We start from the raw sequence: 21502 nt of genomic DNA on the forward strand, positions 1-21502 counted from the left end.
ATGTTTCCTTCCACTTCAGGCCGCCTGCATTTTCATTGTAGGTCAAGCCCTCGGGCGATTAGTACCGGTCAGCTGCATGCGTTGCCGCACTTCCACTTCCGGCCTATCAACCAGGTAGTCTTCCTGGGCCCTTACCTCTTTTCAGAGTGAGAGATCTCATCTTAGGGGGAGTTTCACGCTTAGATGCCTTCAGCGTTTATCTCGTCCGTACATAGCTACCCAGCTATGCCCTTGGCAGGACAACTGGTGCACCAGAGGTACGTCCATCCCGGTCCTCTCGTACTAAGGACAGCTCCCTTCAAATCTCTTACGCCCGCAACAGATAGGGACCGAACTGTCTCACGACGTTCTGAACCCAGCTCGCGTGCCGCTTTAATTGGCGAACAGCCAAACCCTTGGGACCGAATTCAGCCCCAGGATGCGACGAGCCGACATCGAGGTGCCAAACCTCCCCGTCGCTGTGGACGCTTGGGGGAGATCAGCCTGTTATCCCCAGGGTAGCTTTTATCCGTTGAGCGATGGCATTTCCACTCACATACCACCGGATCACTAACTCCAACTTTCGTTACTGCTCGACCCGTCGGTCTCGCAGTTAGGCTCGTTTATGCGTTTACACTCACTGCACGATTTCCGTCCGTGCTGAACGAACCTTTGAGCGCCTCCGTTACTCTTTTGGAGGCGACCGCCCCAGTCAAACTGCCCGCCTAACAGTGTCCCCCGACCCGATTCAGGGCCGCAGGTTAGAAAATCAGCAATCCAAGAGTGGTATCCCACCGGCGACTCCACTGAACCTGACGGTCCAGCTTCCAAGTCTCCCACCTATCCTGTACATGAATTACCGATTTCCAGTATTAAGCTGCAGTAAAGCTCCATGGGGTCTTTCCGTCTAGTTGCGGGTAACTGGCATCTTCACCAGTACTACAATTTCGCCGGGCGGGCTGTTGAGACAGTGCCCAAATCATTACGCCTTTCGTGCGGGTCAGAACTTACCTGACAAGGAATTTCGCTACCTTAGGACCGTTATAGTTACGGCCGCCGTTTACCGGGGCTTCGATTCAATGCTTCGCCTTGCGGCTGACATCTCCTCTTAACCTTCCGGCACCGGGCAGGCGTCAGCCCATATACGTCATCTTTCGATTTAGCATAGACCTGTGTTTTTGGTAAACAGTTGCTTGGGCCTATTCACTGCGGCCCCTTTCGGGGCTCCCCTTCTTCCGAAGTTACGGGGTCAACTTGCCGAGTTCCTTAACAACCCTTCTCCCGTTGGCCTTAGGATTCTCTCCTCATCTACCTGTGTCGGTTTGCGGTACGGGCACCTTAGCATACACATGAGCTTTTCTCGCCTTCAAGCATCGCAGACTTCCCTACTCTAATTTCGGTCCCTTTCGCCCGGGGCAACCAACGCCCGGGTTCTGCTATCTCAAAGTGTCCCTCATGCTTAAGGTTCGGTGGCTACGGAATTTCTACCGTATGTGCATCGACTACGCCTTTCGGCCTCGCCTTAGCCCCCGGCTTACCTTGGGCGGACGAACCTTCCCCAAGAAACCTTAGATTTTCGGCCATTATGATTCCCACATAATTCTCGCTACTCATTCCGGCATTCTCACTTGTGTACAGTCCACCTGTGCTTCCGCTCAGACTTCACCCCGTACACAACGCTCCCCTACCACGCGCTTGCGCGCATCCCAAGCTTCGGTTGTATGCTTAGCCCCGTTATATTTTCCGCGCAGAACCACTCGACCAGTGAGCTATTACGCACTCTTTTAATGAGTGGCTGCTTCTAAGCCAACATCCTGGTTGTTTTTGCAGCTCCACATCGTTTTCCACTTAGCATACATTAGGGACCTTAGCTGTGGGTCTGGGCTGTTTCCCTTTTGACAATGAAACTTATCTCACACTGTCTGACTGCTATGCATCAATTATCCGGCATTCAGAGTTTGATAGGCGTTGGTAATCTTATCGACCCCTCGACCATTCAGTGCTTTACCTCCGGTAATCTAACATAACGCTAACCCTAAAGCTATTTCGGGGAGAACCAGCTATCTCCGAGTTCGATTGGAATTTCTCCGCTATCCACAAGTCATCCGCCACCATTGCAACGGGGGTCGGTTCGGTCCTCCATGGGGTTTTACCCCCACTTCAACCTGCTCATGGATAGGTCACCCGGTTTCGGGTCTATGGCAACGAACTTCACACGCCCTATTCAGACTCGCTCTCGCTGCGCCTCCGGCACTGAATGCCTTAAGCTTGCTCGTTACTATAACTCGCCGGACCGTTCTACAAAAAGTACGTCATCACACTTTAACGTGCTTTGACTGCTTGTAAGCACAAGGTTTCAGGTTCTCTTTCACTCCCCTTCCGGGGTCCTTTTCACCTTTCCCTCACGGTACTGCTCCTCTATCGGTCATCAGGTAGTATTTAGGCTTGGAGGGTGGTCCCCCCTGTTTCCCACCGGGTTTCACGTGTCCGGCGGTACTCTGGATCCTCACTGACGCAACTCATCTTTCGGATACGGGGCTCTCACCCGCTGTGGCCGGCCTTCCCATGCCGTTCTCCTAAACTATTGCGCCGTTATGTGAGTCCACAACCCCAGGGAATAAATCCCCTGGTTTGGCCTCTTCCGCGTTCGCTCGCCACTACTTACGGAATCTCTGTTGATGTCTTTTCCTCGCCCTACTTAGATGTTTCAGTTCAGGCGGTTCCCCGCGTACGCCTATTTTGTTCAACGCACGCTGACAGAGTATTGCTCTGCCGGGTTGCCCCATTCGGAAATCTGCGGATCAATGGATATTTGCTCCTCCCCGCAGCTTATCGCAGCTTGTCACGTCCTTCGTCGGCTCCTGATGCCAAGGCATTCCCCTTGCGCTCTTTTTAGCTTGACCTATTTCGAACAATCTTTCAATTGGTTCTCTTAGTTGAATTATGCAGGCTTCCTCAGAATCTTTTTGAAATTGTAATTGTTACCCTCATCTTTTCAGATGTTGTTCCACAATTAAATTACCTTCCGAACTTTTGTCCAGAAGACCTCTTCTGTTGCCTTACATGTCTTTCATCATACATTGTTCAGTTTTCAAGGTGCATTCCCCGGCTTCTTTTGAAGCCAGATTGAAACATTTAATCCCTTAAATGCTTCAATCTGATCTCAAATGGTGGAGATAGTCGGGATCGAACCGGCGACCTCCTGCTTGCAAGGCAGGCGCTCTCCCAGCTGAGCTATATCCCCGGCTGTATATTCCCCATCCCCTCTCGGGGACGGCTGCTTTTTTGTGGTGGGCCCGAGTGGGCTCGAACCACCGACCTTACGATTATCAGTCGTACGCTCTAGCCAGCTGAGCTACGGGCCCATAACCACCGAGGGCTGCACCCTCTAAATTAAACAACGTAACTACTTCCTCCGCACCTTCCGGCTGACCTTAGGATGTTATGCCAGAACCTCGATCCTGGCAATGTCTCCTTAGAAAGGAGGTGATCCAGCCGCACCTTCCGATACGGCTACCTTGTTACGACTTCACCCCAATTATCGAACCCACCTTCGACCGCGCCCTCATTGCTGTTAGGCTACGGGCTTCGGGTGTTCCCGACTCTCATGGTGTGACGGGCGGTGTGTACAAGGCCCGGGAACGTATTCACCGCGGCATGCTGATCCGCGATTACTAGCGATTCCGACTTCATGCAGGCGGGTTGCAGCCTGCAATCCGAACTGGGACGGCTTTTAGGGGTTCGCTCCACCTCACGGCTTTGCATCCCTCTGTTTACCGCCATTGTATTACGTGTGTGGCCCAGGACATAAGGGGCATGATGATTTGACGTCGTCCCCACCTTCCTCCGTTTTGTCAACGGCAGTCTCGCTAGAGTGCTCTTGCGTAGCAACTAACAATAGGGGTTGCGCTCGTTGCGGGACTTAACCCAACATCTCACGACACGAGCTGACGACAACCATGCACCACCTGTCTCTACTTTCCCCGAAGGGCACTTAATGCATCTCTGCTTCATTAGTAGGATGTCAAGCCCTGGTAAGGTTCTTCGCGTTGCTTCGAATTAAACCACATAATCCACCGCTTGTGCGGGCCCCCGTCAATTCCTTTGAGTTTCAACCTTGCGATCGTACTCCCCAGGTGCAATACTTATTGTGTTAACTCCGGCACGCAGGGGGTCAGTCCCCGCACACCTAGTATTGATCGTTTACAGCGTGGACTACCAGGGTATCTAATCCTGTTTGCTCCCCACGCTTTCGCGCCTCACCGTCAGTTGTCGTCCAGTAATCCGCCTTCGCCACTGGTGTTCCTCCTTATATCTACGCATTTCACCGCTACACAAGGAATTCCGATTACCTCTCCGATACTCAAGAAAGACAGTTTCAAATGCAGTTTGGAGGTTGAGCCTCCAGATTTCACATCTGACTTGCCTTCCCGGCTACACGCCCTTTACACCCAGTAAATCCGGACAACGCTTGCCACCTACGTATTACCGCGGCTGCTGGCACGTAGTTAGCCGTGGCTTGTTTTCAGGGTACCGTCTTCTACTCTTCCCCTGTCAAAGAAGTTTACAACCCGAAAGCCTTCTTCCTTCACGCGGCGTTGCTGGGTCAGACTTGCGTCCATTGCCCAATATTCCCCACTGCTGCCTCCCGTAGGAGTCTGGGCCGTATCTCAGTCCCAATGTGGCCGGTCAACCTCTCAGTCCGGCTACTGATCGTCGCCTTGGTGGGCCGTTACCTCACCAACAAGCTAATCAGACGCGAGGCCATCTTTCAGCGATAAATCTTTGACATACCGACCATGCGGTCAATATGCATCATGCGGTATTAGCAGTCGTTTCCAACTGTTGTCCCCCTCTGAAAGGCAGGTTCCTCACGCGTTACTCACCAGTCCGCCACTAAGCATTCCCTTCAGTTGTCCGAAAACTCCTTCAGGGGTGCTCCGTTCGACTTGCATGTGTTAAGCACGCCGCCAGCGTTCGTCCTGAGCCAGGATCAAACTCTCTATAAATTCGTATCAACACAGGCCGTGGCCTGAGCTAATCTTGACTTACAGAGCTATTTCCATAGCTTCTTGTTTTGCCCTGCGTTTGGGTAATTGACTAAACCCCTACTTGCAAGGCCTTTATCGGTGCGCACTGTGATTTCTCACAAGTACGCTTACCGTCTGGTGCTTTCTTTTCGTTACGTTGTTTAATTTACAAGGTGCACGCCTCACCGGCGGAACATTGCTATTATACCAATCCCCCGCTGCCTTGTCAACCTCTTTTTTCAATCTTTTTCAGATTTTTTTCGAGTCCGTTTTTACAGCGGGCTTGGAAACAGCTTGCTTAGAATACCAAATCTCTTCCCGCTTGTCAATACCCTTTCTCCCCTTTTTCTTATTTTTTTATCCCTCCCATCTCTCTACCTTATATCTTGCCTCCGCTTTACCACATTGCCAAAGGAAGGGGGCTGAAATTGCCCCCTTCCTTTCAATATATAATGTACTGCCTTATTTCCGCTTAACCAGTTTGGCCACTTCCTCAAAGCAATCTGTAATCTCGCGCTCCGGCGCCTTGGTCACAAGGCTGAAGATCACGATGCACAGACAACTCACCAAAAACGCAGGAAGCAGCTCATAGATGTTCCACACGCCGCCCAGTGGCCGCACGGCATATTTCCAAAGGAAGATCATCACGCCGCCGGAGAGCATGCCGGCCAGCGCGCCCCATTGATTGGTACGCTTCCAGAACAGGGAGAAAAGCATCACCGGGCCAAAGGCGGCGCCGAAGCCGGCCCAGGCAAAGGATACGATGCCAAAGACAGAACTGTCCGGATCCCTGGCCAGGAAAATACCGATGACGGCTATCACGACCACTGTCAGGCGGGCCGCCACAACCTTCTTCTTTTCATCCATCTTCACGTGAAAGCACTCAGCCATCAGGTTCTGGGAAACACTGGAGGCTGCGGCCAGCAGCTGGGAGTCGGAGGTGGACATGGTGCAGGCCAGGATGCCGGCGATCACCAGGCCGGCCGTCAGTGCCGCCAGGACGCCGTGGGTGGACAGGAGGCCCGCCAGCTTTACGATCACCGTCTCGGACGCGGAGCCCTCCAGCACCTCGATGGCACCGGCCTGGGAGGCGGCGTATCCGATGACGCCAATCGCCACGGCGATGGCCATGGCAATGACTACCCACAAAGAGGCCACGCGGCGGCTGAGCTTCAGCTTATTCTCATCTTCAATGGCCATGAAGCGGAGCAGGATATGGGGCATGCCGAAATAGCCCAGGCCCCATGCCAGGGTGGACAAGATGGTAATGGGCCCATAGGGGTTTGCCGTTCCCGAGGCCATGTCATGGGTCAGGGTCATGGACAGGTAACCGGGCAGTGCCTGGGCATTTTCCATCACCGCATCCACCCCGCCTGCCACAGAGATTCCGAAAAAGATCATGATGATCAGGGCGATGGTCATAATAATGCTCTGGATGAAGTCCGTGGTGGAGGCGGCCAAGAAGCCGCCCAGGGTGGTATAGACCACAATGACGATGGCACTGACCACCATGGCGGCGGTGTAGTCCATGCCGAACAAGCTGCTAAACAGCTTTCCGCAGGCAGCAAAGCCGGAGGCGGTGTAGGGTACGAAAAAGATCAGGATCACCACCGCGGCGATGGCCGTCAGCACATGCCTGCTGTCGCCAAAGCGCTTGGAGAAGAACTCCGGAATGGTGATGGCGTTTACATGGTGGGTATAGAGCCGGATGCGGCGGGCTACAATTAACCAGTTCACATAGGTGCCCACCGCGAGGCCGATGGCCGTCCAGCCCACATCGGCGATGCCGGAGATATAGGCCAGGCCCGGCAGCCCCATCAGCAGGTAGCTGCTCATATCGGATGCCTCAGCGCTCATGGCCGTGACAAAAGGGCCCAATTTGCGGCCGCCAAGGTAAAAGTCATCGGTGGTCTTGTTCTTTTTGGAACAGGATATGCCGATGGCCACCACAATCGCCAGGTAGGCCACAATGGTGATGATCATACAGATATTCGCTGAATTCAACACGTTTCTCTCTCCTTTTTGTTCAATGCCTTGTATCATACCATACATTTCCATAGAACGAAATACAGAACACAGTATAGAATGAATTCTATTCTGTGTCCTGTATCATCTTCTTCTCTTTCAGGAATTTCAATTCTTTTCAACTGGACGAAACTCCATACGCAGCGCTGAAACCATCTCAGGGAGTATTTAGATGTACCGGACGGAGGCTCTCCAAAAAGCGGGGCGTCATGCGTCCGGAATAGTCCGTCAGGGAGTACTCCCCCTCACTGAGGCACCAGTCATACAGCAGCGCCCTCTCCCACATGGCATAGGTCTTGACAATCTCATTCACCGGGAGGTCCCTGCGCAGCTCGCCCTTTTTCTGTCCTTCGGACGCAATCTGCCGGAGCAGGCGGAAGTAAAACCGGCTGCGGTCCAAAAGGTGTTTTTCCCCTTTGGCCAGCAGCTGGGTGGACAGAAGCCGGGTCAGCAGCTCCAGTGACACCCCGCTTTCAATCATGGCGAACAGTTCCCGGTTCAGGTAGATCAGCTTCCCCACCGCGTCGCTCTCCGGGTCCAGCGTCTCCAACAGCTCCTCGTACTTTTCATCAAACACATTGGCCAGGGTGCCAAGTAAGGCATCTTTGCCATTAAAATAGTGGTAAAAGGAGCCCTTGGAGGTCTGTGAATCAAACACTATGTCCTCCACGGTGGTGTTCTCATACCCCTGCTCGTAAAAAAGCTTCCAGGCCGCCGATATGATCCGCCCCTTTGTATTCCGTGTGTTTTTCTTTGTCACTGAACCCCTCCGCTTCCTGTTTTTCAACAGGATACCATATCCCGTTCACAATGCAAAGTTTGCCCTTCCTTGATTCGCACTTTTTGCAATGTAATTCGCACGATATGGGATGTAATTTGCAAATCGTAATTAGTATAATGGTCACAGTACTGGATCGGAGGGCTTATCATGAAATTCTGGAAAATGAACGGAGCGGGCAATGACTTTCTGATTTTAAATAACCTGGAGGAGCATCTTCCACTGGAGCAGCTGCCCCGGATTGCAAAAGTGCTGTGTGAGCGGCACCTGTCCATCGGCGCCGACGGGTTGATGGTGGTGGATGCCCCCACAAAGGGCGGGGACTTCAAGATGCGCTTTTTCAACTCTGACGGCAGCATGGGGGAAATGTGCGGCAACGGTGCGCGCTGCATCTGCCGCTACGGCTTTGAGACCGGGCTGACCGGGGAGACGCAGCGGATCGAGACCACCGCCGGCCTGGTCACCGGAATGCGCATCAGTCCGCGGCTCTACCGCATCCGGCTCAACGATCCCACCACCATCCGCCTGGACTGCTCCGTGGAGGTGGACGGCGTACGCTACGAGTGCGCCTATGTGGAGTTAGGCAACCCCGGCATCCCCCACGCGGTGGTGCCCTATGCCAATCTGCGCCAGGCGGATCACGAGGAACTGCGGGAGCTGGGCCGTGCCATCCGCTGGCACAGCGGCTTCCCCAAGGGCGCAAACGTCAACTTCTATGAAATCACCGGCGAGGACACCCTCTATGAGCGCACCTTTGAGCGGGGTGTGGAGGATTTCACCTATGCCTGCGGCACCGGGACCGGCTCTGTGGTGGCGGTGCTGACGCTTCAGGGAAAGGTCAGCGGCCATGGGGTCAAGGTCCATATGGCCGGTGGAGAACTGGTCATCGACGCGGAGCGCATCCACTCCCAAATCGCAGACCTGTATCTGACCGGCCCCACCAACATCGTGTGCAAAGGCGAGGTCACCGACGAGGAACTGTCCCTGAACGCCGGGGAATGACGGAAAGGAGCAATCCATGAAAAGTAAGTCTTTCGCTCGCAACTATGCTCTGCTGATCTGCATGCTGGGCGGAATCGTGGGCGGCTGCATCGCCGGCGCCATCTGGCCCTGCATCAAGGACGACAGCGGGACTGTTCTCCGCGCCGGGGCCACGGTCCTCAAGCCCTTGGGGTCCGTGTTCATCAACCTGATGTTCTGCATCGTGGTGCCCATGGTGTTCTCCTCCATCGCCAGCTCCGTGGCCAACATGAAGAGCCGGAAGCGGGCGGGAAAAATCATGGGAACCACCATTGCCGCCTTTGTGATCACCGGCGCTGTGGCTGCCGCCATCATGGTGGTCCTGATGAAGCTTGTCCCCCCGGTCCTGGTGCCCTGGCAGGATATCCCCGCGGGCACGGTGGATGAGCAGAAGACCATGGCGGAACTGGTGGTCAGCTTTTTCACCGCTGAGGATTTCGTCTCCCTCATCAGCCGCAAGGCCATGCTGCCCCTGATCCTGTTCTCCATGCTCTTCGGCTTTGGCGTCAACCTCAACGGCGGCAGCGAAAGCCTCACCGCAAAGTGGCTGGAGGATCTGAGCGGCTGCATGATGAAGGTGGTCAAACTGGTGACCTATTACGCCCCCATTGCCTTTTTCGGCTTTTTTGCGGACCTGACGGCCACCTACGGCGCCAGCATTGCCGCGGACTACGGCCGGGCCCTGGCTGTGTACTACCCTCTGTGCTTTCTCTACATCTTCACCGCGTTCCCGCTGTTTGCCTGGTTCGGCGGCGGCCGGGAAGGAGTCAAAACCATGCTGCGCCACATCCTGCGCCCGGCGGTCACCTCCCTTGGAACCTGCTCCTCCGTGGCCACCATTCCCACCAATATGGAGGTGGCGGAGGACACGGGCATTCCCAAAGATGTCTCCGAGATTGTGGTCCCGCTTGGCGCCACCATGCATATGGACGGCTCCTGCTTCTCCTGCGTGCTGAAGATCGCCTTTTTGTTCGGTGTGTTCGGCCAGCCCTTTGACGGTGTGGACACCTTTGTGAAGGTGATCCTGGTGGCCGTCCTCTCCTCCGTGGGCATGTCCGGCATTCCCGGAGGCGGATATATCGGGGAGTTCATCATGTGCTCCATCTTCTTCCCCAATCAATTGGAGCTGGCCTATCCCATCGCCATCACCATCGGTAACCTGGTGGACCCCCCCGCCACCATGATCAACTCCGCCGGGGACTATGTGGTCTCCTTTGTTGTGGCCCGGTTTACGGACGGGAAGGACTGGCTGAAAAAAGCGTCAGGCCAGAAGTAAAAAGGAATCGGCAACGGAAAACACCAATAAGGACAATTTCTAAATGATGACCGATACGGCAAACTGCCCGATTGAGTGATTTACTCAATCGGGCAGTTCTCTTTGCCTTGCTTTGGCTGCTTCTGCTTCCAATGCACCCACACAGCGGCTGCGTCCCGCAAGCAGCCAGCGGGAGAACTATCATAAGCACAAGGCGAATAGCTTTTTCTTTGCCGCTCTTCGTTAGTAGGAGATTACTTGATAATCTGCCGGGATATCAAACAGGCTGCTGTCTATCTTATCGCTGGTTTTGACAATCTGAATGACAGTTTCTTTTCCCTCAAACTCACCGATCATATAAGCCAAATGATCGCCGTCAAAGCAAAGAATGGATTTTGCACCGTCCACACTCCATTCTTCGGTATCATAGGTCTTGCCATCGATTTCGCGCTTGCCGTTCACCACGCTTGCGGGATCGGCATCCCCCTCCTCGATCATTGTATTCACCAATTCCTGACCACCGGCCGGCAAGGGCATCTTGACAACTGTTTTGCCGGCGTGGTCAATGGCATACATATATTCGCCTTCCATAATGCTTGCACCTGTGCTCTGACCATCCATTTTTGTTTCTGAATAGGTCTTGTCGCCGCTGGTAGCGGTAATCACGGTCGTTACGGCGCCATCATACTCCATTTCATATTCCATGTACATCCCATTGGTGAATTGACTGTAAAACTTGCCTGTCTTTGTTTGCAGCCATGCGCTTTCTGCGTCGGAGTGTTCTTGCGCGGAAGCCCCGGGATCATTTGTGGTTGTAGGATCGGAAGCGGTTTGCTGCGATGCGTCGGGCTTATCGCTGCTGGATGGGGCGTGATCCGCCTTGCCGCCGCAAGCGGCGAGGGACAGCACCAGCAAAATGGGCAGCAAAAGTGCAAACAATTTCTTCATAGATTGTTCCTCCTTTTGATTAGAAAGGCCGCGGAGCGTCTGCGTTAAAATCCCGGATTGCGTATGACAGTGTCACCCTATTGTTGGCCGCCGCGGCGGCCATGGGGATCATACCGAGGCACATGACAAGTGAAGCAGAATTGTCAGATATCATTTCATGATGTTGTTCATTCTCCTCTCGTATTGTTGGGATCACATAAACCAACGCAGTCCGCCTGGAATGTTACTCCATTTTAGTGCCGCATGCTCCGCAGAACCGGATACCCGGTGCGTTTTCCTTTCCACAACCGGCACAGATGCGTTTGGCGGGAGCCGTTGGCGCTCCGCAGCCGGGGCAGAACTTCACACCGTCCGGCAGCACTGTACCGCAGTAAGCACAGAAAGCATGCCGCTCCCGCATCTGCTCATAGGCTGTATTTTCAGGCAGCGCGGCTCCGCAGGACGGGCAAAACCGTTTGTCGGCAGTCGTCCTTTCGCCGCACCGGGGGCAGATTTTCACATTCTGCGCCAGCTGCATGGTCGCCTGATTGGCTGCATTGGCAAGCCCAGCCGCGGCAGCGGCCAGCTCCGTCTGGTTTTTTGCAATGTTTTCCTTTGCCTTTGGAGCCACCATTTCCAGAATCTTATCTTCTACAACCGTACCCACCGCGCGGCTGATGCCCCGACGGATGGAATAATCCAGCAGTCCCATTTCAGTCCCTCCTTATTTTTGTTTTGCGCCGCAGAAGCGAACCCATACCGGGTGCAAGCTCCGCCCTACAGCTGACGCAGATTGCATCGCCGGGCCCGCATTCCTGACTAAGCGCTGCCCATTTTTTGGTTCCGCGCTGACCGCTCCGGTCTATCCACAGCAAAGTAGATGTTGACGAAACGCCGTCGCCATCCTTTTCCACAATCCATCTGCCCGGCCGGGATTTTGCCGATGGCGACTGCTTCCGCAATGACCGCAACATAGCCCGCTTTGACCAGATACCCCTCGCAGTGCATGATGTGAAACGAATCACAACGGGCCGCCCAGCCAGATCACAATGGCGATGCCCCCGCCATCCCCGGACAGCCAGCTGATCCCCATGAAAATGGCAAACAGGGCTGCGGAGAGTAAGACGGGCAACCGTCCAACGCCAGCTTTTCCATGAAAAAGGGTATAGCACCCTGATAGACCTGTTTTTAGTCAAAAATCTTTCTTTCAATCCGGATAAATGCCGTTTTGTTTAAGAAGCTGATCTATTTTAATAAGTAGTGCCAGCTCGCTGGGAAACAGGTAGTGTTCGCCGCCGCAGTGCAGGATACCCTGCCAAGTATGATATTCACAGGATTGAATGCAGATTTCAAAGTGCAGGCCGGGTTTCTCCATCCTGTTCATCCCTCCAGCCTCGCACCGCATTCACCGCAGAATCTCAGCCCCCCGGCAACCGCAGCTCCGCACTCCGGGCAGGTTTTCGTCTGAGGCGCTGCCGGCGCTTCCAGCTTGCCGCCGCACTCACAGCAGAACTTGGTGCCGGGAGAATTGACCTTTCCACAGGCCGCGCACGCAATACCGGATGCGGTGTGGACAGGTACGGCGGGGGCAGCTTTTTCTGCTTCGTTTTCCGCTTTGATGCGGTCAATCTCCACCTGGGCCTCCGCCATGGCGTCATAATGCGCCTTTGCCGAATGGCAGAACTCCAAAATCTCGGGTGCCGCCTCGCCGGTTTCGGCATATTTCGCGTAGTAGAACTCGCCGATCTTCTTCAGATCCTCACCTGCAGCGGACCGCTCGGTGCTGATCTTGGAGTTGAGCTTCGTGGTTTCAATGGCGTCGTTGGTTTTATCCCCGATGTTTTTCGCCAAATCGTTCAGCTTATCAAAAAATGCCATGCTATTTTCCTCCCACTTTTGTTTCGTTATGAGTGTGTGTTAGTTCCTGTCACCTGGCCTGCTCCAGCCGCATACCGCAGCATGGGCAATACTCCGAGCCCTGTGCGGCCACCGCGTCGCAGGCGGGGCATATCCGGTGGCTCAGCCGATAGGCGTCGTACAATGTGTCAGTCGGCAGCTCTGCGCCGCACTCCTTGCAGAAATGCTGCGCCGCGCTCGCTCCTACTCCGCACCGTGGACAGACCTTGAGCCGTTTCATGACCTCCGGGCCGAACCCATAATAGGTCAGGTAATCCAACTTAAATACATCACCGCAGTTCATTTGCCGCTCCTTTCTCGTCGGAGTTTTGCTCCGCATTCTCGGCAAAAGCCATCGGAAGCCTGAGTTTGGACACCGCAGCGCGGGCAGTAGACGGGAGATTCCTCCCAGGGCGTGCAAATTACACATTCCGCCGCTTCCGGGTTGAACATCGCGTCGGATACCCACTTGCCACATTTCCCACAGCGGTTGAAATACCGTCTGCCCTCGGCTTCCCATGCAAGGAGCAGTTCTTCCTCGGTTGTATCGGCATGCATGATCTCCGTGGTGGCCATCGCCATGCCAGATTGCTCACAGAAAAAGCGATAGCGGTTTCCCCCCGTATCCGAGATGACTTTGTACCGGGCTGTCTTGTGTTCAGACTTCTCCAATTGTACACCTCCTTTGCTCGTATTCCAGATCGCTGTCAAAAGGAATTTTATGTTGATTCTGTCAACATCCCGTATTATATTGGGAAAGGGATTGGGAAACCTCCGTTCCACAGTTCAAGTAGATGTGAGGCCCTTTCGCGTTTCCCCTTTGCTACTTTGGCTGACCTTTGGCAGGTTTTCTTTTAGGCGCGCCCTGATTACCCTTCATCTTACGGATTTTCCACAATTTGTCCCTACCCCAAATGCCAAAAAGGGTAGGGAAACCGAAAATATTTTTTGAAAAAGCCTGATTTTTTCGGCCTTGGCCTCAAAATTTGGGCAGGACAACCACCAAAGGAGGAAAACCCATATGAAACAATTTCTTGCATCCTTGCTGCTGATTCTCTGCCTCACTGGGTGCGGCAGTACGCAAAAACTTGATCCGAAGAACCCGGTCACAGTCACCATGTGGCACAATTACGGCGGGGATATGCAGGAGTCCATGGACTACCTCATCGACAAGTTCAACTCCACCGTTGGCAAGGAACAGGGCATCGTCATCAACGTGACGGCCATCTCGTCCAGCTCTGAACTCAACGAGAGCCTGAATATGATTGCCAATGGCGATCCCGGTGCGCCGGAGATGCCGGACATCTTCACCGGATACCCCAAGATCGCGGTGCTGTTTCAGGAGAAGGGGATGCTGGTGAATCTGGACAACTACTTTACCGCCGAAGAACTCTCCGCCTATGTGGACGCCTTCGTGGAAGAGGGACGGCTCTCGGACGGAGGGCTGTATGTATTCCCACTGGCGAAATCCACAGAGATTCTCTATCTGAACCAGACGCTGTTTGACCGTTTCGCCGCCGAGACGGGCGCAAAAGTGGAACAGCTGTCCACATTTGAAGGGCTTGCGGAGCTGTCCCGGCTCTACTACGGCTGGTCCGGCGGTAAGCAGTTCTATTCCGCCGACTCCTGGTTCAATGTGGCGGAAGTTGGCATGGTACAGCTGGGCGAGAGTCTTTTTGACGATGCCGGCATGCTCTCGCTGAACAGCGACGCTTATGCCCATATTTTTGAAACGATCTATTGTCCTTCAGTTGAGGGCGGCTTCGCCGTTTACGACGGTTATTCCTCCGACTTGTCCAAGACTGGGGACTTGGTCTGCTCCACCGGCTCATCTGCCGGCATCCTGTTCTACGGCGATACCATCACTTATTCGGACGGAACGGTAGAGGACGTGGAGTACAGCATCCTGCCGTATCCGGTGTTTGAAGGCGGGCAGACGACCGCCCTTCAGCGGGGCGGCGGATTGATGGTGGCAAAGTCCGACGAAAAGACGGAATGCGCTGCGTCGGTATTTCTCAAATGGCTGACAGCCTCGGAGCAGAATATGCTGTTCATCTCCAGCACCGGCTACCTGCCGGTGACAAAGCAGGCATTTGAGCAGGACATGGCAGGACATATGGAGTCCCTGGATGATGCCCGCATCCGGAAAATGCTGACGGCGGTGCTGTCCATGTACGAAAATTATGACTTGTTTACCGCACCCAGCTTCAGCACCTTTGACGCAATAAGCAAGTCGTATGAAGAGGATTTTAAGGCGCTGCTGACCGAGCAGCGCCAGCTGGGAGCGGAGGCATTATCTGTGCAGGATGCCCTGACTCTGATACGGAAATAAAAAGCACTCGACATTCGGCAAAGGAGGGAGGAGCAGCCATGCAAATGCTGAAACAGGCATTTACCCTGTGGAAAAGCGAACGGCACCACAAGGGCACGATCCTGCAGCACCGGCTGATCCTCTTTTTTATCAGCCTTGCGGCCTTTCTGATTTTCGCCTTCGCTCTGCTGCTGATGCTGTTTGGCATCAACGGAAAGGATGAGAAAGCCCTGCGCACCTATTTCGACAATGAGCTGACTCATATCTCAGGCGCAGTCTATGACGATTCCGGGCGGCTCTCGGTTGACGGGATCAGCATGGCGGAAACGCTGGCAGCTTCCTGTGACAGTTTCTTTGTCGGGTACGGGATTACCGCGGAAGAGCTGCCCGCCAACCCCGACCTGATTGAGCCGCTGCTCTCCGGCCAGATGCAGACGCTGCTGGCAAGCATGAACAGCCGCTCCTGCGGCGGCGTGTTCCTTCTCTTAGATGCCACCGTGCGCCCGGACGCGGAGAATGCGGAAAACTCCCGAGCGGGCATCTTTCTGAAAAAGACGCAGCCTACCTCCACGCAGTCTGTGGGCGTCAAAAACCATTATCTGCGGGGACCGGCGCAGGCGGCGCGGGACCATGGGGTGGAATTGCTGGGCCAATGGAGCATGGAGTTTGACATTTCGGAGGAGGATTTCTTCCGCGACGTCATGGATACCGCCCGGCAAAACAAAGATTTGTCCCTGTCCCGACTCTATTACTGGACGGATCGTGTCACGCTCAAGGATAACAGCGAGGCGGGATTTCTGCTGTGCGTACCCCTGCGCAGCCGGGACGGGACAGTGTTCGGCGTATGCGGCATCGAGGTCAGTGACCGAATGTTCAAGCAGCTGTACTGTCCCAGCGACAGCACCTATGAGAATGTCTTTACCATCGCCGCACCCGCGGACGGAAACCTCCTATGTGCCGCCAAGGGTATGATCGCCGGCAACTACTATTTGACCAGCAACCGCATTGCGGAGGATCTCACCTGCACCGACGTCAAAAACGGGCTGACGCAGCTGGCGGGAAAAGACGGCGTTTACAGCGGAGGAATGGCCTGCCTGCGGCTGTACCCCTCCGGCTCCCCTTACGCAGAGGAAACATGGGCGGTGGCGGTTGCCATGCCGGACTTCCTGCTGGATGCGGCAGTTCGGGGCAATTCCCTGTATCTCATTATCATCATCCTTTTCCTGCTGCTGTTGAGCCTGGGGATCTCCGTGGTCATCAGCCAACGCTATTTGCAGCCGGTGAACCACGCACTGGACTCCATCCGCAGCAACACCTACGTTCAGGGAGGCAGCGAGTATCTGGAGATTTCCGACCTTTTTGATTTCCTTGCAGAAAAGGATCAGGCGCATGAGGCACAGCGGGAGGCGTTGGAACAAGAGAAACAGGATGCCGCGGCCATTGCCGACAGCGCACAGCTGGAGCTATCCCGCGTGGTGGACCGCAAGCGCAAAGAGGTTGACCCGGACGCATACCAGCTGTTCCGCCAAAACCTCGTTAAGCTGACGCCAAAGGAGCGAGAGGTCTTTGATTTGTATCTGGCGGGGAAGACCGCAAAGGAAATTGTTGTGATTCTGGACTTCTCCCCCAATGCATTGAAGTTCCACAACAAAAATATTTATGACAAGCTGGGCGTATCCTCCCGCAAAGAACTGCTGCTGTACGCCGCACTCATGAAGCAAGAAGGGATAAAACCGATATGACGCTTGCGGATAGATTAAATCAAATTATTCGGGAGCAGGGCATCTCCAAGAGCGAGTTCGCCCGCAGGCTCGGCATCTCCCGCAATTATGTCTATATCCTCACCGGCAACAGCAGAAAAGGCAGCCCCACGGGCAAAAACATTTCGCCATCGCTTGCCAAGCTGATCGCCATTGAGTTCGGCTATCCTGAGAAATGGATATTGACCGGTGAAAGAAACAGCTGATTTTCGGAGTAACAACAAAAAGGCGAAGAAAGAGACTCTCTTAAGTAAGAGAGTCTCTTTCTTATTGTAATGTGTGTTTCAAACAACCCGATTACGAAATAGGCACTTTTTGCCGCCATTTTGGAGAGGAAGCTGTCCATGTGGGACAGCGGGAAACTCCACCACTTCCTTTTTTGCTGCCTTTTGGTTCAATCGGATTCCTTGCTTTGCGCGGCGGTACCGCCCAGGTCCACGTCCTTCTTCCCCAGTCCAAAGTCACGCTCCACGCTGGCGCCGTCCCGGTTCAGCATGGTCTCCATCACCCGGATATCGCTGTCCACATCCATGTAATCCGCCGCATACAGCTCATCCAACTGGCGCTCAAAGCCCTTGATGATGGAGTCCATGGTGTCCTCGATCCGCTGCTTCGCCTGGCGCAGGTTCTCGCCCTCAATGCCCGCGGATTCAAACTCCGCGTAGGAGTCCAGAAGCTTTTGGGTAGTGGGCAGGTAGTAGTTGAGGAAGGTGGAAATCCGGTCTTTCTTTTTGGGGTCCTCCTCCACGGCCCGGAAAATCCGGGCTGTGATCGACTCCAGATGGTCGATCTTTGCCGTCAGCACCGGGTCCGCGATCTGGTCGTTGGCCCGGCGGATGTTGCGCAGGATACCAGAATATCCCTCCTCCGCCTCCTTGGGGGGCGGACCTTTTTCTTCTTTTGCGGCCTGCTGGCTTCTGCGCAGTTCCGCGTCCGCCTGGCCGCTGCGGAAGAAATACCCCAGCGCCACATCCAGGTAGGCGCTGGTGCCGAACACGCCCTTGTCGATCATCCGGGCCAGGTCCTTTTCCACGGTCTTCCGGCCGATGCCCAACTTTTTGGAGATGTCCTCGATGGACATGGCCTCGAACTCTCCGATCACCGCCAAATATTTCTGGTACCGGGCGGCCCGGCGGTCCATGGTCCGGCCGGCAAAGAACAGCCCGCCGCCGGCCAGAAGCCACGCCAGATTCTGCAATAGCTCCCACAGCTCATAGCGGTCCACCCCCAGCCAGAAGATGGTATCCAGCGTTTCGGCAGCGGCAAAGATGCCGATGGCAGCTGCGATCACGCCCACGACCTTCATCCACCGGGCATTGGAGGACTTCATGGCCGGGGTCCGGGTCACCTTCCGGGCCGCGGACTGCGTCCTTCTGGCGCCCTCCTGCCGGGCCCGGGGCGGCGCCACTGCGGCCCGGGGCGATGACGCCTCAGTGGCCAGAGGCGGCGGTGACTGCTGCCTCCTCTTCTTGCCGGAATCGTTGTCGGAAAGCTTCAGGAACAGCACGATCAGCGCAATGGGCCAAATGCCTGTTGCGAACAAAAAGACAATCAGCGCCCAGGAGAGCCAGTCGCCGTCCTTTTTCCCGGTTCCGCCGCTTCCATAGTTGTATTGATTCCCGCTCATTCCCCGTCCCTCTTCCGCAGCTTCCGCCGAGCGCCGGTCTTCTCATCCACAATCACCGTGTGGGAGAGCTGCGCATCCAAATTTCCCACCACGGCGCGGACATACTCCTCTCGCAGGAGCTGCCGCTCCTCCATCTCGGCCGGGGTCAGCCCCTCCGGCGTCCGTGCCTTACGGCTGAGTTCGTTGATGCGGTCTATTTTCTTCTGTTCCATCCAATCCCTCACACATATCGCCTCAGCAGGATGGCCGTGCGCCCTTTGCGGCTCATGCCCCCCACCTCTGCGATCTCAAATTTGCCAAATCCCCGGGCTGTGATCACATCCCCGGCCTTCACCGTCCGGTCGCCCTTGGTGCACTCCTGCCAGTTCAGCTGCACTCGCCCGGAGGCGATCAGTTCCGCGGCCTTGCCGCGGCTCATGGAAAACCCCGAGGCCGCCACAGCGTCCAGCCGCAGCGTCATCACCGTGTCCCGGATCTCCTGAACCTTGACCTGGGGCACAATCAGCTCCGCGGCTGCGATCTCCCGCACCCGCAGCGCCGTCCTACCCGCGCTGGCCCAGCTCTGGATCAGGAAGTCCGCCACCGTGTCCAATACCACCAGGTCACAGGAGCCCTCCTCTACCAGGATATCCCCCACGGTTTCCCGTGCCACACCCATCCCCATAAGGCTTCCCAAAAAGTCCCGGTGGGTCAGCTTGTCCTCTTTGCGGAACGAACAGCGGAGAAACCGCAGGTCATCGCCGCCATACTGCTCCATCCAGTCCGGGAGGCAGGCCAGCACCTTCCGCTCCGCGCCCTCGTATCCACCGGAGAACACGCCTCTCCCCCCGGCAAGCTTCAGTACCTCCTGCACGGCGGACTGCTCCTGGGGGCTCAAAAAGGCAGTATGGGCCGGCACGTTTCTCCGCTCGGCCTGTTCCATCTTGTCCAAAACCCGGGCCAGCAAGAGCCGCTCCTCGCCGCTTCTTGCCATCCGGTCCAAAATCATCTTCTTATCCATTGCTCAAATTCTGCGTGCGGTACAGCGCGGCATAGGCGCCGTCCCTGCCCATCAGCTCCTCGTGGCTCCCCTGCTCCTCGATCTCGCCGTCCCGAATCACCAGGATGCGGTCCGCGTTCCGAACCGTGGAGAGGCGGTGGGCGATGATGAAGGTGGTGCGGCCCTTGGCCAGTTGGTCAAAGGTCTCCTGAATCTTTGCCTCGGTGACGCTGTCCAGGGCCGAGGTGGCCTCATCCAAAATCAGCACCGGCGGATTCTTCAAAAAGATACGGGCAATGGAGATGCGCTGCTTCTGGCCGCCGGAGAGCATGGTCCCCCGCTCCCCCACATAGCTGTCAAAGCCGTCGGGCATCTCCATGATATCGTCGTAGATTTCCGCCTGCTTGGCCGCGGAAATCACCTCTTCCTCCGTGGCGTCGGGACGGCCGTAGCGGATGTTCTCAAATACGCTGTCCGCAAAGAGGAATACATCCTGCTGCACCACGCCGATGTTGCGGTGCAGCGACTCCTGGGTTACCTCCCGCACATCCTGCCCGTCGATGCGGATGGCACCGGAGGTCACGTCGTAAAAGCGGGGGATCAGCTGGCAGAGGGTGCTCTTTCCCCCACCGGAGGGCCCCACCACGGCGATGGTCTCGCCGGCCTTTACATGGAGATCCACATCGTGGAGCACTGCCACGCCCTCCCGGTAGGCAAAGCTCACATGCTCCACGTCCACACGGCCCGCCACACGGCCCAGGTCCCTTGCGTCCGGCGCGTCCCGGAGATCCGGCTCCGTGCGCATCAGGTCCGCGAAGCGCTGCAATCCGGCAAAGCCGTTGGCGAACATCTCCGCAAAGCTGGAAAGCTTGCGGATGGGCGTAATGAAGGTGGTGATATACAGGCTGAAGGTGATGAGGTCCACGTAATTCATCTGATCCTTCATAATGAGCCAGCCGCCCACTGCAATCACCGCGGCGGAGAGGATGCAGAGGAAGAACTCCATCACCGCGTTGAAAAGGCCCATCTCCTTGTGAAACTGCTTCTTGGAGGACTTGAAGGATTCGTTGGAGCGTTCGAACTTCTCCAGCTCCGCGTCCTCATTGGCAAAGGCCTTGGCGGTACGCATGCCGGAGAGCCCGGACTCGATGTCCGCGTTGATGACCGCGGTCTTCTGCTTGACCGCGCGGGAGGCGGAGGACATGCCCCGCCGCCGCTGCCAGACCACCACAAGAAAGACGGGGATCAGGATGGCCACCACCAACGCCAGCCGCCACTCGATGGTAAAGAGGACCACCAGTGCGCCCACGATGGTGACAAGGGAGATGAACAGGTCCTCCGGCCCGTGGTGAGCCAGCTCCGTAATCTCAAAGAGGTCTCCTGTGAGCCGGCTCATCAGCTGCCCCGTCCGGTTGCGGTCAAAATAGCCGAAGGAGAGCTCCTGCATATGCCGGAACAAATCCTCCCGGATATCCGCCTCCACTAAGATGCCGAAGGTATGGCCCCAGTAACAGACAACATAGCTGAACACCGCCCGCAGTGTAAACGCCAGGAACACAATGACCATCACCGTAAAGAAGGTCTTGTACTCCTTGCCCGGCAGCAGGTCGTACATGGCCATGCGGGACACATAGGGGAAGGCCAGGTCGGTCAGGGCAATCATCAGGGCGCAGAACATATCCAGGAAAAACAGCTTCCTGTGTGGCTTAAAATACGATAAGAAAATCTGAAAGGTGCTCTTTTTCTGAAAATCCCGGGTGGTCATTTCCTCTCTCCTTGCGCAAGACAATGATAGTGATACAGTTTTAGTATAGCATCCTTCCTTTCATTGCGCAAGAGATAGGCTGTATCCTTCCAGGGAGATTGACAGGCCGTTTTTGCGGAAAACTCCATGGCTTTGATTACATGATAAACT

Annotated in this window: 17 protein-coding genes, 2 tRNA genes and 2 rRNA genes; 5 read left to right on the forward strand and 16 right to left on the reverse strand. The window is 55.5% G+C overall.

What is annotated here, in order from left to right:
- Positions 1-38 precede the first annotated feature (38 nt).
- From H8790_RS08490 to H8790_RS08515, 6 genes are all read right to left on the reverse strand, one after another.
- Positions 39-2882: ribosomal RNA gene (locus H8790_RS08490) — 23S ribosomal RNA — on the reverse strand.
- Positions 2883-3147: 265 nt separating this feature from the next.
- Positions 3148-3223, reverse strand: a tRNA-Ala gene (locus tag H8790_RS08495).
- A gap of 44 nt (positions 3224-3267) precedes the next feature.
- Positions 3268-3344: transfer RNA gene (locus tag H8790_RS08500), tRNA-Ile, on the reverse strand.
- A gap of 114 nt (positions 3345-3458) precedes the next feature.
- Positions 3459-4988 (reverse strand): 16S ribosomal RNA (locus H8790_RS08505).
- The 16S and 23S rRNA genes sit together here with 2 tRNA genes alongside, the layout of an rRNA operon.
- A gap of 483 nt (positions 4989-5471) precedes the next feature.
- Positions 5472-7013 (reverse strand): sodium/proline symporter, encoded by a 1542-nt coding sequence (locus H8790_RS08510; RefSeq protein ID WP_404821680.1) that lies wholly within the window; start codon positions 7011-7013, stop codon positions 5472-5474.
- 178 nt (positions 7014-7191) lie between these two features.
- Entirely contained in the window at positions 7192-7794 is a 603-nt protein-coding gene (locus H8790_RS08515) for a TetR/AcrR family transcriptional regulator (RefSeq protein ID WP_187332114.1), read from the reverse strand.
- Positions 7795-7962: 168 nt separating this feature from the next.
- Here H8790_RS08515 and dapF point away from each other — a divergent pair, with 168 nt between their 5' ends.
- Entirely contained in the window at positions 7963-8814 is an 852-nt protein-coding gene (gene dapF, locus H8790_RS08520) for a diaminopimelate epimerase (RefSeq protein ID WP_187332115.1), read from the forward strand.
- Between the two features lie 16 nt (positions 8815-8830).
- Positions 8831-10108 (forward strand): dicarboxylate/amino acid:cation symporter, encoded by a 1278-nt coding sequence (locus H8790_RS08525; protein WP_187332116.1) that lies wholly within the window; start codon positions 8831-8833, stop codon positions 10106-10108.
- A 222-nt stretch (positions 10109-10330) separates the two neighbouring features.
- On the opposite strand, the gene H8790_RS08530 is transcribed toward H8790_RS08525, so the two are convergent.
- From H8790_RS08530 to H8790_RS08555, 6 genes are all read right to left on the reverse strand, one after another.
- Positions 10331-11035 (reverse strand): hypothetical protein, encoded by a 705-nt coding sequence (locus H8790_RS08530; RefSeq protein ID WP_187332117.1) that lies wholly within the window; start codon positions 11033-11035, stop codon positions 10331-10333.
- Between the two features lie 223 nt (positions 11036-11258).
- Complete coding sequence (locus H8790_RS08535) at positions 11259-11726, reverse strand: zinc ribbon domain-containing protein (RefSeq protein ID WP_187332118.1); 468 nt, start codon at positions 11724-11726, stop codon at positions 11259-11261.
- A 495-nt stretch (positions 11727-12221) separates the two neighbouring features.
- On the reverse strand, positions 12222-12389 hold the full coding sequence (locus H8790_RS08540) for a hypothetical protein (protein ID WP_187332119.1): 168 nt from the start codon (positions 12387-12389) through the stop codon (positions 12222-12224).
- Between the two features lie 5 nt (positions 12390-12394).
- On the reverse strand, positions 12395-12892 hold the full coding sequence (locus H8790_RS08545; protein WP_187332120.1) for a zinc ribbon domain-containing protein: 498 nt from the start codon (positions 12890-12892) through the stop codon (positions 12395-12397).
- Between the two features lie 49 nt (positions 12893-12941).
- Complete coding sequence (locus H8790_RS08550) at positions 12942-13214, reverse strand: double zinc ribbon domain-containing protein (RefSeq protein WP_187332121.1); 273 nt, start codon at positions 13212-13214, stop codon at positions 12942-12944.
- Entirely contained in the window at positions 13211-13582 is a 372-nt protein-coding gene (locus H8790_RS08555) for a zinc-ribbon domain-containing protein (RefSeq protein ID WP_187332122.1), read from the reverse strand. Before H8790_RS08555 ends, H8790_RS08550 begins: the two co-directional genes overlap by 4 nt.
- A 349-nt stretch (positions 13583-13931) precedes the next feature.
- On the opposite strand from H8790_RS08555, the gene H8790_RS08560 reads away from it, so the two are divergent.
- From H8790_RS08560 to H8790_RS08570, 3 genes are read left to right on the forward strand one after another with little or no spacing between them, the layout of a single operon-like run.
- Positions 13932-15242, forward strand: coding sequence for an ABC transporter substrate-binding protein (locus H8790_RS08560; RefSeq protein ID WP_187332123.1), 1311 nt, complete (start codon positions 13932-13934; stop codon positions 15240-15242).
- A 38-nt stretch (positions 15243-15280) separates the two neighbouring features.
- Positions 15281-16963, forward strand: a complete 1683-nt coding sequence (locus H8790_RS08565; protein ID WP_187332124.1) for a helix-turn-helix domain-containing protein — start codon at positions 15281-15283, stop codon at positions 16961-16963.
- Positions 16960-17187, forward strand: a complete 228-nt coding sequence (locus H8790_RS08570) for a helix-turn-helix domain-containing protein (RefSeq protein ID WP_187332125.1) — start codon at positions 16960-16962, stop codon at positions 17185-17187. Before H8790_RS08565 ends, H8790_RS08570 begins: the two co-directional genes overlap by 4 nt.
- Before the next feature lie 188 nt (positions 17188-17375).
- On the opposite strand, the gene H8790_RS08575 is transcribed toward H8790_RS08570, so the two are convergent.
- Genes H8790_RS08575 through H8790_RS08590 form a run of 4 tightly spaced genes read right to left on the reverse strand, consistent with a single transcriptional unit; the run spans position 17376 to position 21352 of the window.
- The gene (locus H8790_RS08575; protein WP_187332126.1) at positions 17376-18608 is read right to left on the reverse strand and encodes a 5-bromo-4-chloroindolyl phosphate hydrolysis family protein; all 1233 of its coding nucleotides are present in this window, start codon (positions 18606-18608) and stop codon (positions 17376-17378) included.
- Positions 18605-18820 (reverse strand): DUF896 domain-containing protein, encoded by a 216-nt coding sequence (locus H8790_RS08580; RefSeq protein ID WP_187332127.1) that lies wholly within the window; start codon positions 18818-18820, stop codon positions 18605-18607. The genes H8790_RS08575 and H8790_RS08580 overlap by 4 nt, the downstream gene beginning before the upstream one ends.
- A gap of 8 nt (positions 18821-18828) precedes the next feature.
- The gene (locus H8790_RS08585) at positions 18829-19608 is read right to left on the reverse strand and encodes a YlmH family RNA-binding protein (RefSeq protein ID WP_187332128.1); all 780 of its coding nucleotides are present in this window, start codon (positions 19606-19608) and stop codon (positions 18829-18831) included.
- Positions 19601-21352 (reverse strand): ABC transporter ATP-binding protein, encoded by a 1752-nt coding sequence (locus tag H8790_RS08590; RefSeq protein ID WP_187332129.1) that lies wholly within the window; start codon positions 21350-21352, stop codon positions 19601-19603. The genes H8790_RS08585 and H8790_RS08590 overlap by 8 nt, the downstream gene beginning before the upstream one ends.
- Positions 21353-21502 lie beyond the last annotated feature (150 nt).

The organism is Oscillibacter hominis (assembly GCF_014334055.1).
Classification (GTDB): domain Bacteria; phylum Bacillota; class Clostridia; order Oscillospirales; family Oscillospiraceae; genus Oscillibacter; species Oscillibacter hominis.